This window comes from Thalassovita autumnalis, from assembly GCF_001458255.1.
Classification (GTDB): domain Bacteria; phylum Pseudomonadota; class Alphaproteobacteria; order Rhodobacterales; family Rhodobacteraceae; genus Thalassobius; species Thalassobius autumnalis.
Window position 1 is genome coordinate 67,860 of the sequence record NZ_CYSB01000039.1, and the last position, 15,275, is coordinate 83,134.

The 15,275-nt window shown below is 59.9% G+C and carries 15 protein-coding genes; 6 read left to right on the forward strand and 9 right to left on the reverse strand.

Annotation, left to right across the window (positions count from 1 at the left end):
* Nucleotides 1–104 precede the first annotated feature (104 nt).
* From rpsD to TL5118_RS16185, 4 genes are all read right to left on the reverse strand, one after another.
* Nucleotides 105–725: a 30S ribosomal protein S4 gene (gene rpsD, locus TL5118_RS16170; RefSeq protein WP_058245355.1), complete on the reverse strand. Its 621-nt coding sequence runs from the start codon at nt 723–725 to the stop codon at nt 105–107.
* 190 nt (nt 726–915) lie between these two features.
* Nucleotides 916–1,980: a Hint domain-containing protein gene (locus TL5118_RS16175; RefSeq protein ID WP_058245356.1), complete on the reverse strand. Its 1,065-nt coding sequence runs from the start codon at nt 1,978–1,980 to the stop codon at nt 916–918.
* 179 nt (nt 1,981–2,159) lie between these two features.
* Nucleotides 2,160–3,074, reverse strand: coding sequence for a lipid A-modifier LpxR family protein (locus TL5118_RS16180; RefSeq protein WP_058245454.1), 915 nt, complete (start codon nt 3,072–3,074; stop codon nt 2,160–2,162).
* A 136-nt stretch (nt 3,075–3,210) separates the two neighbouring features.
* Nucleotides 3,211–3,639: an Lrp/AsnC family transcriptional regulator gene (locus tag TL5118_RS16185; RefSeq protein ID WP_058245357.1), complete on the reverse strand. Its 429-nt coding sequence runs from the start codon at nt 3,637–3,639 to the stop codon at nt 3,211–3,213.
* A 144-nt stretch (nt 3,640–3,783) separates the two neighbouring features.
* On the opposite strand from TL5118_RS16185, the gene rocF reads away from it, so the two are divergent.
* From rocF to ocd, 3 genes are read left to right on the forward strand one after another with little or no spacing between them, the layout of a single operon-like run.
* On the forward strand, nt 3,784–4,713 hold the full coding sequence (gene rocF, locus TL5118_RS16190) for an arginase (protein ID WP_058245358.1): 930 nt from the start codon (nt 3,784–3,786) through the stop codon (nt 4,711–4,713).
* Entirely contained in the window at nt 4,710–5,624 is a 915-nt protein-coding gene (gene ctlX, locus TL5118_RS16195; RefSeq protein WP_058245359.1) for a citrulline utilization hydrolase CtlX, read from the forward strand. The genes rocF and ctlX overlap by 4 nt, the downstream gene beginning before the upstream one ends.
* A complete protein-coding gene (gene ocd / locus TL5118_RS16200) occupies nt 5,621–6,667 on the forward strand; it encodes an ornithine cyclodeaminase (RefSeq protein WP_058245360.1) in 1,047 nt (348 codons plus the stop codon). The genes ctlX and ocd overlap by 4 nt, the downstream gene beginning before the upstream one ends.
* Here ocd and TL5118_RS16205 read toward each other — a convergent pair.
* A complete protein-coding gene (locus tag TL5118_RS16205; protein WP_058245361.1) occupies nt 6,664–7,581 on the reverse strand; it encodes a hydrogen peroxide-inducible genes activator in 918 nt (305 codons plus the stop codon). The genes ocd and TL5118_RS16205 overlap by 4 nt on opposite strands.
* 146 nt (nt 7,582–7,727) lie before the next feature.
* On the opposite strand from TL5118_RS16205, the gene katG reads away from it, so the two are divergent.
* Nucleotides 7,728–9,908: a catalase/peroxidase HPI gene (gene katG, locus TL5118_RS16210; RefSeq protein ID WP_058245362.1), complete on the forward strand. Its 2,181-nt coding sequence runs from the start codon at nt 7,728–7,730 to the stop codon at nt 9,906–9,908.
* A 73-nt stretch (nt 9,909–9,981) separates the two neighbouring features.
* Here the strand turns inward: katG and TL5118_RS16215 are convergent, their stop codons facing one another.
* From TL5118_RS16215 to TL5118_RS16230, 4 genes are all read right to left on the reverse strand, one after another.
* A complete protein-coding gene (locus tag TL5118_RS16215; protein ID WP_058245363.1) occupies nt 9,982–10,830 on the reverse strand; it encodes an ABC transporter permease in 849 nt (282 codons plus the stop codon).
* 12 nt (nt 10,831–10,842) lie between these two features.
* Complete coding sequence (locus TL5118_RS16220; protein WP_058245364.1) at nt 10,843–11,700, reverse strand: ABC transporter permease; 858 nt, start codon at nt 11,698–11,700, stop codon at nt 10,843–10,845.
* Nucleotides 11,700–12,800, reverse strand: a complete 1,101-nt coding sequence (locus TL5118_RS16225) for an ABC transporter ATP-binding protein (RefSeq protein ID WP_058245365.1) — start codon at nt 12,798–12,800, stop codon at nt 11,700–11,702. Before TL5118_RS16225 ends, TL5118_RS16220 begins: the two co-directional genes overlap by 1 nt.
* A 71-nt stretch (nt 12,801–12,871) precedes the next feature.
* The gene (locus tag TL5118_RS16230) at nt 12,872–13,939 is read right to left on the reverse strand and encodes an extracellular solute-binding protein (protein ID WP_058245366.1); all 1,068 of its coding nucleotides are present in this window, start codon (nt 13,937–13,939) and stop codon (nt 12,872–12,874) included.
* A gap of 451 nt (nt 13,940–14,390) precedes the next feature.
* Between TL5118_RS16230 and TL5118_RS16235 the strand changes: the two genes are divergently transcribed.
* Both TL5118_RS16235 and TL5118_RS16240 read left to right on the forward strand, forming a co-directional pair.
* On the forward strand, nt 14,391–14,903 hold the full coding sequence (locus TL5118_RS16235; RefSeq protein WP_058245367.1) for a hypothetical protein: 513 nt from the start codon (nt 14,391–14,393) through the stop codon (nt 14,901–14,903).
* Nucleotides 14,900–15,226, forward strand: coding sequence for a hypothetical protein (locus TL5118_RS16240; protein WP_058245368.1), 327 nt, complete (start codon nt 14,900–14,902; stop codon nt 15,224–15,226). Before TL5118_RS16235 ends, TL5118_RS16240 begins: the two co-directional genes overlap by 4 nt.
* Nucleotides 15,227–15,275: the final 49 nt, after the last annotated feature.

A 15,275-nucleotide genomic window follows, 5' to 3' on the forward strand; every position in this document is an offset into this window, starting at 1 on the left:
CCCCTTCAATCAAATATCGAATTACCGCAATACTATGACAAACAAAGAAAAACCCGCCACAAAGGGCGGGTTTTCCGAAAACTTCCGAAGTGGATCGGCGAAGATTAGTTCTTCGCGTAGAATTCAACCACCAGGTTCGGTTCCATAACAACCGGGTACGGCACGTCGGACAGGCCGGGGGTGCGTACGAAGGTTGCGGTCATTTTCGAGTGGTCGGCTTCGATGTAATCCGGAACGTCACGCTCGGGCAGAGCAACGGCTTCCAGCAGGGCAACCATTTGCTTGGAACGATCACGTACCTCGATCACGTCGCCTTCTTTAACGCGGTAGGACGGGATGTTCACACGCTTGCCGTTCACCAGAACGTGGCCGTGGTTTACGAACTGACGTGCAGCAAACACGGTCGGTACGAATTTGGCGCGGTAGACAACGGCGTCCAGACGACGCTCCAGCAGACCGATCAGGTTTTCACCGGTATCGCCTTTTACACGCTCGGCTTCGCCGTAGATGCGACGGAACTGTTTCTCGGTCAGGTCGCCGTAGTAGCCTTTCAGCTTCTGTTTGGCGCGCAGCTGGATACCGAAGTCGGACAGTTTGCCCTTGCGGCGCTGGCCGTGCTGGCCGGGGCCGTATTCACGACGGTTTACCGGCGACTTGGGGCGACCCCAGATGTTTTCGCCCATACGGCGGTCAATTTTATACTTGGCAGACGTACGCTTAGTCACGGCTGATCTCCTTCTTGGAACGCTGCCCACATGGCAGCTATGAAGGGCGTTGTCCTCTTGTCTTGCGACATGACAGGAATCCCCTTGCGGGGGCCACCAACACCAATGAAGCGCGCTTATACTGCCGATCGACGAAGAGTCAACGCAGCCCAGCGCTGTTTTTCAAGAAAACTTGGGGGAAACGGCCCAATCAGGCCGCTTCATGCATAAAGATCGCGGCCTCGGACTTTGACAGGTTCCGCCGCGCGTAACCGCCATAGCTCTGCGGGTCGGCCTCAATCTCAGGATATTGCGCCAGAAGCCGCATCCGGTCGGTGTCATCCAACGTCGACAGCGCCGCATTTGAGGGGTGGAAGCTTTCGGTTTCAACCCCATTGGCCCAGAGGATCTGATGATCCGACAGGAGGAGGTGAATATAGGTCACCTCTTTCAGCTGGCTGTCGATACGCACCCGTTTGCCATCGATCAGGTCGCTTGCGGCCACCAGCACCTCGGGCGTGTTGAACAGCGCACGGGCTACCTGACCACGCACCAGCATCCGGTGGCTGGGTGAGACCAGCAATTCCTGATCCGGGCGATGCACCCCCAGCGCGCCTGCACTGATCCGAATCGGACGCAGCTTGGGCATCGCGAAAAGCCGCGCACCGGTCATCCGGCGCGAGCCGATCCACAGCACCTCTTGGGCGCCATTATCCTTGGTCTGAACCAGATCGCCCTCACGCAGGTCCTGCACCAGCCGAGCGCCCTGGGGCGTCTCAATCCGGGTGCCGGGGGTAAAGCAGATCACCCCGCCACTGCTGTCGGTGATGTGGTTGTCCTGCATCGCATCCAGCGTGTGATGCACCACCCACAGGTCACGCCCCTTTGGCGGCATCGCGCCCAGGAACATCAACAGGGGCTGCGCCCTCGCCCCGACCTCAATCAGCGTCAGAGTGTAGGTCGCGGTGCCATCGGTCACCACGATATTGCTGTCCATCAGGGGGTCATCGACCTCGATCCCGGCGAGGTCGGTTCGGTTTTGCTGCGCTGCCCCGACAAGGCGGCGCACCATCCGCGCCGCGCTACGACGCAAATTGGCCTCGCCATCCGCCTGGTCCAAACGCAAAAGCCCACTCGGCCCATCCACTCGCACCGCATCGCCTGACCAAGACCAAGCGGTCCCGACGTCCAGCGCATGCAATGGAGCGGCCCCAATGCCGTCCACCTTCGTTTGTGTCCAGGAGATGACGAACGTGCCGCGAAAGCCCGTTCCCATGCTCGTTTCCTGCCTACGTTTTTATAGTTTTTTATGTCTTGTTTTCCCGATGCATAGCAGAGCCGGACCTTACTGCAAAGCCCCGTCAAGAATTCGACACATCATTTCGAGAGAACTAAGGCCGAAACGCAACAGCGCGCCCTGGAGCGCGCCGCAGATACTCCACTTTGAATGCAGAATCAGAAGTTTAGGTTCAACCGAAGGGAGCCAACGACCTGGCCCTCACCCTGGCCTTCGAACTCTTCGCCCAACCAGGTCACACCATAGAAGATGTTGGTGGTTTCACCCTGCCAATGCACCCCGGCGCGTAGGCGGCTGCGGGTGTCGTTCACAGTGTAGCCGTCTGCTTCGGGCAGATAGGCGGAGTCACGCACCTTGGCGATATCCCCACCGACCACAAAACTGAATCCCTCTTCAGGGTTCTGAATCACCCGGTAGCGCTGGCCACTGACCGGATCACGCACCTGCAGCTCGTCCGAGCCGACCCGGCCAAAACTGATGTCCGCGCCAGCCCGCAACATGGTTTCCACCCCGGCCCGCGCCTCAACAAAGGGGCGCAGCTCAACCTGTTCCCCAATCGAAAACGTACGCCCCACCTCGATCACAGCAGTCGGGTGCACGGCGTTATCGATCTGAGAGGCAAGTGTGCTGTCAGACGCTTTATCGACGCCCAGCAGATCATGCAGCGCGCCCTGGAAGTCACCCAGCAAAGTCATCTCACCCGTTAGGACCATATCCAGACCAACGGCATATTCGATGTTGCTGCGCTCATAATGCGTGTGCAAACCAAAAGAGAGGCTGCCCGCATAGGGGCGATCACCAGCGGCAGGTGTCACCAGATTATCCGGCGCAATGATCTCGGCATTGATGCGAAATTCCAGCAGTTCACCAAAAGCCTGGGGCAAGCCGACTTGGCCTTCTGGGCCCCAGACACGGCTGGAAGCAACCGACCCTGTGCGCCAGCGGTCTTGTCCGTCGCCAATAAAATCATTCTGAATGAGGCGGCCATAGCCGATCTGCGTCCGCCCTTCCGCAATGGATTGGGTGGCAAACACAGATAGCCCGAGGGCAAAGAAACCAAGTACACGGATCATACGATCACCTTTCTCAACGCCCCCCAGCGCAAACGTTGCGTAGCGCAACCGGGGCGCGTTAACCAGAAAAATCCGCCCCCTGTCAGACATTCTACAATGGGCGTTGCCGATGTGCCGATTCTCTGACGTTCGGCGGTCACACCGTCACGTTGCTCAGCAGCAGACTCGATTCGGAATTGGTGACCCCCTTCACCTCGCGGATTTCGCGCAGCACCCGGTCAAACTGCGGCAGGGTTTCGGCACGAATCTCCACCACCAGATCCCAGGCGCCATTTGTCGAATAGATCATCGTCACCTCAGGGATCGCGCGCAGTGTCCGGATCACCCCGCGGGACATAGACCCCTGCAGTTCGACCATCGTGATGGCCCGCACTTGTTCGTGATGGTCTGAATCTGTTTCAATGGTGAAGCGTTTGATCCGCCCCTCCTCCACCAAGGAATCAAGTCGGGTCTTCACCGTAGTGCGTGAGACACCGGTGATATGCGACAGTTCGGTGATCGAGGCGCGGGCGTTGTCACGCAGTGCAGCAATCAATCGGCGATCGGTGGTGGATAGGTCGCTCATGAGGCTCCTCACGCTCACTTATTTGTCAAATTGAAACATAAGCCGTCATTTGGAAAAATGGAATGCGCATTTTGCGCAATTTTTTGGCTGACCTGTTTCGATCAGATCAGCACCCTAAGGTCATCCCCTCATTCAGGAGCAGACATGACCCCGCTTTGCCAGATCATTGGCGCCCCGGTTCAGACCGGCGCTTCACAACCCGGTTGCCTGATGGGCCCCGCCGCATTCCGCACAGCCGGCCTGCCGGAAACGCTGACCGAACTGGGTTGGCAGGTTGAAGATCTGGGCGATGTGACCCTGCCGCCACTGGCCCCTGTTGCGCATGAAAACCCGGCACTGAAAAATCTGGCCGAGATGATCGAATGGACCCGCCTGCTGTCCGCTGCCGCTTATGAGGCGGCCAAGACCTGCGACCGCCCGATCTTCATCGGCGGCGATCATTCGATGGCCGCAGGCACCGTCAGCGGGGTGGCAAAACATGCCGCTGAACAGGGCCGTCCGCTGTTTGTGCTGTGGCTGGACGCCCACCCCGACCTGCACACGCTGGACAGCACCACATCGGGCAACCTGCATGGCACCCCGGTGGCCTATTACACCGGCCAGCCCGGTTTTGATCAGTTCCCGCCCGTCGCCGCTGCGGTGGATCCGAAAAACATCTGCATGATGGGCATCCGCTCGGTCGATCCAGCGGAACGACAGCGCATCGCCGAGCTGGGCCTAACTGTACACGACATGCGCGCCATTGATGAGCGTGGCATCGTGGGTCCGCTGACCGAGTTTCTGGCCAAGGTACAGGCGGCAAACGGCATGTTGCACGTCAGCCTCGACGTCGATTTCCTTGACCCCTCGATCGCCCCGGCGGTGGGCACCACCGTGCCCGGCGGCGCCACCTTCCGTGAGGCCCATCTGATCATGGAAATGCTACATGACAGTGACCTTGTGACCTCGCTCGATCTGGTGGAGCTGAACCCCTTCCTCGATGAACGGGGCCGCACAGCCAAGCTGATGACAGACCTCACCGCCAGCCTGTTTGGCCGCCGCGTGCTGGATCGCATGACCCGGAGCTACGCATGAATCCGCAGGCCCCGCGCGCGGTGGTCATGGTGCGGCCGCATGCCTTCCGATCAAACCCTGAAACGCAGGGGGACAACGGGTTTCAAACCGCTGGCACCGTCGATGCTCAGCAGGCCTTGGCCGAGTTTGACGCTGCCGTTGCAAAACTGCGCGCGGCAGGTGTGACAGTGCATGTCTTTGACGATCACGGTGACAGGGACACGCCCGACAGCGTGTTCCCGAACAACTGGTTTTCCACCCATGCCGGCGGCCATGTTGCGCTTTACCCGATGCATGCCGAGAACCGCCGCCGCGAACGGCGCAGCGATGTGATTGAGCTGCTCAAGACCGACTACCGCGTGCAGGATGTGATTGACTATTCCGGGCTGGAACAGGATGGGCTGTCCTTGGAGGGCACCGGCGCGATGGTGCTGGATCACCTGCACCGGATTGCCTATGTGGCGCAGTCCAATCGGGCCGATCCGGTGCTGCTGGAACGGTTCTGCACCCACTTCAATTACGAACCGATGGCCTTTGCCGCCGCAGATCCCGACGGGCTGCCGGTCTACCACACCAATGTCATGATGGGCATCGGCACTGACTACGCGCTGATCTGCCTCGACATGATCCAGGATCCCACCCGCCGCGCCGAAGTGGCCGCCCGTTTGGGCGAAACCCGCGAAGTCATCAACCTGACGGTAGATCAGGTGACACATTTCGCAGGCAACGCGCTGGAGCTGACGGGGACTTCACGCCTCCTGGCGCTCTCGGCCCGGGCCTGGGACGCGCTGCGCTCTGACCAGAAAGCGGTCATCGAGCGCAGCGCCACCGCTTTGCCATTGAGCATCCCCACACTTGAAACTGCCGGTGGATCGGTCCGCTGCATGCTGGCCGGCATCCATCTAACACCCCGTGAAAGGTTCGCCGCATGACGATTGCCCCTTCCGAGAAGGCCCTGGTGCCCTTCGTATCCGTTGAAAACATGATGAAACTGGTCAATGCCATGGGCGCAGAACCCGTGCTGACCGAACTGGCCAGCTACATCGAGGCGGATTTCAAACGTTGGCCCGAGTTTGACAAAACCCCGCGTGTCGCCAGCCATTCCACCGATGGTGTGATTGAGTTGATGCCGACGGCGGATGCGGACAACTACGGTTTCAAATACGTCAACGGTCACCCGAAGAACATGAAAGAGGGGTTCCAGACCGTGACCGCCTTTGGCGTGCTGTCCTCGGTGGCCAACGGTTACCCGATCCTTTTAACCGAAATGACCGTTCTGACCGCGCTGCGCACGGCGGCCACCTCAGCGCTGGTGGGCAAGTATCTGGCGCCCAAAGGGTCGAAAACCATGGCGATGATCGGCAACGGGGCGCAGTGCGAATTTCAGGCGCTGGCGTTCAAGGCGATCTGCGGCATCGACACCGTGCGCCTTTATGACATTGATCCTGCCGCAACCGAAAAGGCGGCGCGCAACCTTGCCAATTCCGGCCTGACCGTTGTGTCCTGCAAAAGCGGCGAAGAGGCGATGGAAGGGGCAGAAATCATCACCACCTGCACCGCCGACAAACAATATGCCACCATCCTGACCGACAACATGGTGGGCAGCGGCGTGCACATTAACGCCATTGGCGGCGACTGCCCGGGTAAGACGGAGCTGCACAAGGACATCCTACTGCGGTCCGAGATCTTTGTGGAATACCCGCCGCAGACCCGCATCGAAGGGGAAATCCAGCAGCTGGCCGAAGATCACCCGGTGACCGAGCTGTGGCAGGTCATGCTGGGCGAAGCCGAGGGCCGCAAGGATCCGCGCCAGATCACCCTGTTTGACAGCGTTGGCTTTGCCATCGAGGATTTCAGTGCCCTGCGTTATGTCGCCGAGAAGATCAAAGGCACCGAGTTCTTTGATATGCTGGACATGCTGGCAGACCCGGATGATCCGCGGGATCTGTTCGGGATGCTGCAGCGCGCCGGTTAAGCCGCGTTATCGCGCCCCAAACCAAGGGCTGTGGCGGCGCTTTGCACCGCCTCAGCCACCTGTGACAGCTGTTTTGTCAGGGGATTGCTGCGCCGCCAGATCATGCCGATCTGCCGTTTCGGCTGCGGCTCAGGGAAACGCGCTACCGCCACATTGGCGGATCGCGTTTCAACTGGCACCGCCATATCGGGGATCAGCGTCACCCCAATCCCAGCCCCCACCATCTGCACCAAGGTCGACAGCGAACTGCCATCCAGCAGTTCCCGCGGGGCCGATGCGCTGATCGAGCAGAACGACAGCGCTTGATCGCGGAAACAATGCCCCTCCTCCAACAGCAGCAACCGCATCTCGCGCAGACGGTCTGGCCCCGGCACCGGCTGATCCGCGTCGGCCTCAGGCCGGACCAGCACAAACTGTTCCTCAAAGAGGGGCACCTCGGTGAAGGCAGGTTCTGAAATGGGCAGGGCGACGATGGCGATGTCCAAAGCCCCCTCCTTCAATTCTTGCAGTAACTTCGGTGTCACGGTTTCCCGCAAACGCAGGTCGATTTCCGGATGGTCCCGCGCCAGCGCTTCAACCACCCGCGGCAACAGATAGGGCGCCACCGTGGGAATCACCCCGATGCGCAACCGCCCCACCAGACGGTCCTGAGAGGCCCGCGCCAATTCCCCCAGCTCATCCACCGATCGCAGAATTTGCTGCACCCGACCGGCAAACTCCTCACCAAAGCGGGTCAGTCGCACTTGCCGCGCCCCCCTTTCAAACAGTTTGGCGCCCAGGGTCTCTTCCAACTCTTTGATCTGCACAGACAAAGCAGGCTGAGACACGGCGCAAGCATCGGCGGCCTGACCGAAGTGAGACAGCCGCGCCACGGCCTCAAAATAGCGGAGTTGGCGGAGGGTAATATTGATCATAACCTGAAACTATCGCAGCAATCAGAAAATGCAATTTTTTCTAATTGAGATTCTGCCCTAGCTTAATCCCCAAGACAGGTTGGGGCCTGCGACCGGGCCCCGCCATGCCAGATTCACAAAAAGCGATTCCAGCAAGGAGACTGATAATGGACGGAAATGACATCAAACCCACCGGCTGCCCGGTGATGCATGGCTCCGCCAGCCTCAACAGCCGTTCCAACCGTGACTGGTGGCCGAACCAGCTGAACCTCAAGATCCTGCATCAACACGGTGCTGACACCAGCCCGATGGATCGGGATTTCAACTATGCCGAAGCGTTCAAAGCGCTGGACCTGAAAGCGGTGAAAGAAGACCTCTATGCCCTGATGACGGACAGTCAGGATTGGTGGCCCGCGGATTACGGTCACTATGGCGGCCTGTTCATCCGGATGGCCTGGCACTCGGCCGGGACCTACCGCACTTTTGACGGCCGCGGCGGCGCCGGCACGGGCAGCCAGCGTTTTGCACCGCTGAACAGCTGGCCGGACAACGGTAACCTCGACAAGGCGCGCCGTCTGCTGTGGCCGATCAAACAGAAATACGGCAACAGCCTCAGCTGGGCGGACCTCTACATTCTGGCGGGCAACTGCGCGCTGGAATCCATGGGCTTCAAAACCTTCGGCTTTGCTGGCGGTCGCGAAGACATCTGGGGCCCCGAAGAAGACATCTACTGGGGTGCGGAAACCGAATGGCTAGCCACGTCGGACAAAGAAAACAGCCGCTACTCGGGCGACCGCGAGTTGGACAACCCGCTGGCCGCCGTGCAGATGGGCCTGATCTACGTGAATCCCGAAGGCCCGGACGGCCAGCCCGACATTCTGGCCTCAGGCCGCGACGTGCGCGAAACCTTTGCCCGCATGGCGATGAACGATGAAGAAACCGTGGCCCTGGTTGCCGGTGGCCACACCTTCGGCAAGGCGCATGGCGCAGGCGATCCCGGTCTGGTCGGCCCCGATCCCGAAGCCGCCCCGCTGGAGGCCATGGGCTTTGGCTGGATCAACAGCCACGGCACCGGCAAAGGCGATGACACCACCACATCGGGCATCGAAGGCGCCTGGACCGCAAATCCCACCCAATGGGACAACGGCTATTTCGACCTGCTGTTCGGCTATGACTGGAACCTGACCAAAAGCCCCTCAGGCGCTTGGATCTGGGAACCTGTTGGCGTGGATGAGGATCACATGGCCCCGCAGGCGCATGATCCCTCAAAGAAGGTCAAAACCATGATGACCACCGCCGATATGGCGATGCGCATGGATCCGATCTATGGCCCGATCTCGCGCCGGTTCCACAAGAACCCGGAAGAGTTCGCCGATGCCTTTGCCCGCGCCTGGTTCAAACTGACCCACCGCGATATGGGCCCCCGTGCGCGTTATCTGGGCGCAGAGGTGCCGGCAGAGGAACTGATCTGGCAGGATCCGATCCCGGCGTCGGAAACCGATGTGACCGATGCTGACATCGCAGCACTGAAGGAACAGGTGCTGGCATCAGGTCTGAGCGTGTCTGAGCTGGTGAAAACCGCATGGGCCTCTGCCTCGACCTATCGCGGATCGGACATGCGCGGTGGCGCCAATGGTGCACGTATCCGTCTGGCCCCGCAAAACAGCTGGACGGTCAACGAACCGGAAAGCCTGAACAAGGTCCTGAACGTGCTGGAAGGCATCCGCGCCGGGTTTGGCAAGCCGATTTCCATGGCGGATCTTATCGTGCTGGCCGGCAACGCCGCAGTGGAAGCAGCCGCCAAAGCCGGCGGTCAAGACCTGACGCTGGCCTTCACGCCAGGCCGGGGTGATGCAACCGCTGAGCAGACGGACGCAGAAAGCTTTGAGGTGCTGGAGCCCTTTGCCGACGGTTTCCGCAACTACAGCCGCAATGCCAAGGCCAACACGGCTGAACAGCTGGTGGACAAGGCGCAGCTGCTAGGCCTCAGCGCACCTGAAATGACCGTTCTGATCGGTGGTCTGCGGGTGCTGGGCGCCAACTTTGGGGACAGCCAGCATGGTGTCTTCACCGATCAGCCCGGGGTGCTGTCGCAGGACTTCTTCCGCACGGTTCTGGATATGGGCCTGAGCTGGAGCAAGGCCGATGACGGCAGCTATGAGGGCCGCGATGCCTCGGGCGCTGTGAAATACACCGGCACCGCGGTGGATCTGCTGTTCGGGTCAAACTCGCAGCTGCGCGCACTGGCCGAAGCCTATGCACAGGATGACGCCGCCGGCCGCTTTGCCTGCGATTTTGCCAGCGCTTGGACCAAGGTGATGATGGCGGATCGTTTCGACGTCGCTTAAGCACAAGCCTTCAGAAACAACAAAAGGGCGCGGCCAACCCAGCCGCGCCCTTTCTATGCTCTGCGATGGTGCATTACTTCTTCTGGAAGAAGATCATGATCAGCGCCAGACAACTGGACCCCAGCATCAGCAGCAGCGACACCGCGTTCAGCAGCGGAGTCGAGCCTTCTTTCAGGCGGTCAAACATCGCAATGGTCAGCGGCGCGTCCGAGCCGACCAGCATCAGCGTGGTGTTGAAGTTTTCAAAACTCATCAGGAAGGAAACCACAAAAGCCCCCACCATTGCCGGTGCCAGATAGGGCAATGTGATGGTGCGGATGGCCACCAACCGCCCTGCCCCAAGGTTCAGCGCCGCCTCTTCCAGCGTGCGGTCAAACTTCTGCAGGCGGGCGCCGATCACCAGCGTGGCAATCGTGGTGATGAAAGAAAACTGCCCCAAGATCACCAGCAGAAGGCCCGGGCGCAGTGCTTCGATATCAATGCGGTAACCATCCCAGAGGCCATTGGCCACACGGCTGGAAAACACCAGAATGGAGATGCCCAGCACGATGCCCGGGATCACCAGTGGCAGCAGCATCAGCACGTAGAGAATGCCCTGACCACGGAACTTGTACCGGTTGAACAGAAAGGCATTGGACAGGCCAACCGCCACCGCAAGCGCCGACACCAGCACCGCAACAAGGATCGAGGTGCCGATCGCACGCAGGATCGAACGTTCATGGAACACACCGATCATGGGGCGTTCATCACCGAAGAACCAGTTCCAGGTGAACCCTTCCCACGGCAGTGACGGGAACTGGCTGTCGTTGAAGGCAAAGCCTGCAACCACCAGCAGCGGCAGCGCCAGAAAGACAAAGAAGACCACGATATAGGCCGCATAGGCGGTGGTCAGGAAACGGGATTGGGGAATAGATGGAATCATGAAGTCTCTCCCTTAGCCCATTGTTTTCTCAAGCGACTGACCGGTCAGCTTCAACATGCCCCAGACAATCGCTGAGGACAGGATCAGCAGCATGAAGCCAAAGGCAGACCCCAGTTCCCAATTGAAGCGCACGATGAACTGCGAATAGATCAGCTCGGTGAACCACAGGCTTTCCTTGCCGCCCAGCATAGTGGGGGTCAGGTAGTTGCCGAGGCTCAGCATGAAGACCACGATGCAGCCCGACACGATGCCCGGCATGGCGTGGGGGATGATGATTTCACGCAGGACACTCAGGCCGGAACCGCCAAGATCATAGCCCGCTTCAATCACCTCATCCGGAAGGCTTTCCAGTGTGGTCACCAATGGCACCACCATGAACAGCATCGAGGTATAGACAAGGCCCAGCATGATCGCGCCGTCATTGTACAACATCTCGACCGGCCCGTCGGCGAGGCCAACAAACTGCAACAGGTTCGAAAAGATGCCGGTTTCCCGCAGCAGGATCATCCAGCCGAAGGTCCGCACCAGTTCCGACACCCAGAACGGCACCAGACACATCAGGAACAGCGCCGATTGCAACCGGCCCTTGACCATTTTGGCGATGTAGTAGCTGACCGGAAAGGCGATCAGCAGGGTCATCAGTGTCGCCAGGATCGACATCACAGCGGTGCGCAGGAAGGTCCAGAGGTACAGCGGTTCCTGAAAGAAGGTCAGGTAGTTCGCCAGACTGGTCTGGTATTTGCCCACCCCGATGCGTTCCTGCAGCGAGACGATGAACATATCAACATGGGGGATGAAGATCAGTAGCGACAGCCACAACAGCAGTGGCGTCAGCAGAAGACCCAGCCCAACTTTGGCTTCGGTCCGCATCAGTTGCCCCCTGCCTTGAAACAGTTGCCCTGATCCGAGGCCCAGCCGATGTGGACCGCGTCGCCCTTGGCGATGGAAGAGAACTCACCGGATTGCGGCAGGTTCACTTCGATCTCTTCACGGCCATCTTCGGAGCCCACAAGGATCCGGCTGGCAGCGCCATTGAACAGGAGCGAAGTCACACGACCGGAAATTCGGTTGTCAAAATGCGCCAGATCGGCGGCGTCATGGGCGATCCGGATCGCTTCGGGGCGCACAAAGACATCGGCCTGCTGACCGTCACTCAGATCCCGCCCGTGGGTCGCGCCGCGCAGGGTCAGACCGTTTTCGGTGACCAGCTCGATCGCGTCGCCCTCTTTGCGGGTGACCTTGCCCTGCCACCGGTTGGTGTCGCCGACAAAGCCCGCCACAAAGGCACTTTCGGGCCGGTAGTAGAGATCCTGACCGCTGCCCATCTGTTCAAACTGGCCGTTGTTCATGACGGCGATATTGTCGGACATGACCAGGGCCTCGGACTGGTCGTGGGTGATGTAAACAAAGGTGGTGTCAAAAGCGGCCTGCAGCGACTTCAGCTCAACCTTCATGCGTTCGCGCAGCTTCAGATCCAGCGCGCCCAGCGGTTCATCCAGCAGCAGCACATCGGGTTCCAGAACCATGCAGCGGGCAATGGCCACACGCTGTTTCTGACCACCGGACAGCTCATCCACCTTTCGGCTGCCGATGCCCGGCAGGCCGATACGGTCCAGCGCCTCGTCCACCTTGCGGCCGATCTGGGTCTTGTCCATGCCCTGACGGCGCAGGCCATAGCCGATGTTTTCGGCAATATTCATCATCGGGAACAGAGCCAGATGCTGGAACACCATGTTCACCGGACGTTTGTTGGGCGCCACGTTCAGGACCGATTTTCCCTTGATGCGAATGTCGCCTTCGCTGGGCTCCAGAAAGCCTGCGATCATGCGCATGATGGTGGTTTTGCCACAGCCCGACGGCCCGAGGATCGAAAAGAAAGACCCAGGCGGCACCTGGAAGGAAACGTTTTCAACGGCGGTGGTGTCGCCAAACCGTTTGGTCAGCGCAGAACATTCAAGATCGGGAGTCATCATCGGGTCCGTAAAATGTGCAGACGCCCGCCCCAACAGGGGGCAGGCGTCACGTTTGATATCAAAAAGGCTTAGTTGGCCGCTTTCACGCGATCCAGAACACCACCTTCGATGGCTTCCAGACCGGCAGGAACCGGCGGGTACCATTTGATGTTGTCGATGGCTTCCTGCGGGAAGGAGGCCTGGTAACGGGCTTTCAGCGCGTCATCGGCATAGGCGTCAGCGCCTTGCGATGCGGTGAAGTTGCCAGCGGCGGCAGTGATCATCGCGGCCACTTCCGGCTGCATCACGAAGTTGATCCAGGCATAGGCCGCGTCATCCGCTTTGCCTTTGGCGGGCAGAACAAAGGTATCGATCCAGCCCAGTGCACCAGCTTCAGGCGCAACAAAGGTGATGTCGGCCATGTCGGCATTCAGCTTCCAGCCGCCGGTGTCCCAGGCCATCGAAGCAACAACTTCGCCCGAGCGCAGCAGGCCCATCAGCTCATCACCGCCACCCCAGTAGGTTTTGACGTTGGCTTTACATTCGATCAGCTTGTCTTCGACTTTGCCCATGATCTCGGCATAGGCGGCTTCGTCACCATAGGCGGCAAACGGATCCAGACCCATCGAGTAAGCGAAACCGATCAGGGTCGGGCGCTTCAGACGGTAGGAAACCTTGCCGGCAACATCCGCGTTACACAGGTCGGTGTAATCTTTGACCGAACTCGCTTTGGCGGTGTCAACAACCAGACCCGAGGTGCCCCAAACGTGGGGAACGCCATAGACTTCGCCGTCAACGGTGGTGTTGCCTTTGGTGGCTTCCAGCATCGAGGGGATGAACTGCGAAGCGTCGATCTTGCTCAGATCGATGGGCTTGTAGATGCCGAACTCGGCCTGCGGGCCGGCGATACGGTCCTGCGACGGCTGAGCCAGGTCAAAACCGCCGCCACGGGTGGCGCGCAGCTTGGCGATCATTTCTTCGTTGTTCGATTTGGTCACCTCAACGGTGTGGCCGGTTTCGGCCTCAAACTTCGCAACAACCTCTTCCGGAGCGTAACCGCCCCAAGTCAGCAGGCGCAGCGTGTCTGCCGAAGCAGCCGAGGTGCCCGCAACAACAGCAGCGACAGCCGCCGAAACAATAAACGAATGGGTTTTCATGTGTCTTATCCCTGTTAAAGACTCGCATATGATCATGCGACCATGCGCCGGTACTCTGGTGGGTTTTGACCCTCTGGTCAAACGCAAAGCCGCGCCAAAACGCGATTACAAGTCGGTCAATCGCAAAAGAACGAACAGGAAAGCGAAACAAAATCAATGCGGCGGGCGGACCATACCCGTAGGTCTACTGCATCAATCCGCAATCAGTCAGTCCCTCTGCCCAAATCCTGCGCCGCTGCGCAAATTCTAAGCTTTGGGCGTTTTTCAGGCATAGCGTCTGTGATGGAACACCGGTCACGCCCCCTGTTGGGCAGCGGCCCCCGCTCGGCACACTATGCTTTTAGGGGATTGCAAATCCCTAGTGTTTTTGTCAGTTAATAGTCAAACCAAGTCAGCCCTCCCTCGGTCAGCCAGGTCCCTGCACTCAGTTACCGTTTGGAAAGGACCCGAAATGACACTGCACCCAACTGCATTGACCGCTTGCACCCAACGCGTAGACGGCTGCCCCTACGACGCGTTTGAAATGGGGCTGCTGCCGGTCATCCGTCACATGCTCACCACCTATCGCAGCCCGGAAACCCAGGCCTGGGTCCGTGCCCAGACCGTTGCCGTAGAACGCTGGGGCGAAACCGTGGGGTTGGCCCTGTGTCAGCGCATGCAGGGTGTCATCCGTATGCTGTGGGAATGCCGCAAGTCGGATCTGTCGTTCATGGATCCCCTAGATCTGGATCAACGCGCCCTACTCAGCGATGACGAAGAGGCGCTGATGGACATGCTGCACCATATGCGCCGTGATCAGACGCCCAAAGCGCGTGACGCGGTTGAGCGGCTAACCGGTGGTTTGATGGACCCGCACCTGATCCGCGAAGGCCTGAAACTGGCCGCCCGGTTCCCCGCCGTTGGTGAGGCGACCCCGTCACGCCACAGCGGCCCGCGCCTCAGCGTTGTGGGGGGCACTGCATGAGCAAACAAACAGCGTTTAACGCACAGCGCCGCATCCGCCCCGCCGTGTTGCAACTGCGCGGCCAGCTGGACGGTGCCGGACAGGCCGGTAGCTTCCGCCAGGTGACCGAGGCCCTTTCGACAGCAGCGCAGGTGCTGTCGCATGATGCCAGCCATTTCTATGCCGAGACGGAGTTTGGCACCATTGAGGCCTGGCGTGCGGAGCGGCAGATGCAGATTCTTCTGCGTAGCCCCCATCACACCCGGCTGGATCGGATGCGCCAGCAGGTTGATCAGGCCTGTGCCCCGTTGCCGACAACGCAACGGCCAATCTGGCAGGCGTAATCACGCCCCCAATCGCGGGATCCCTCCTTGGCCTGCCCCGTTGCGGCGC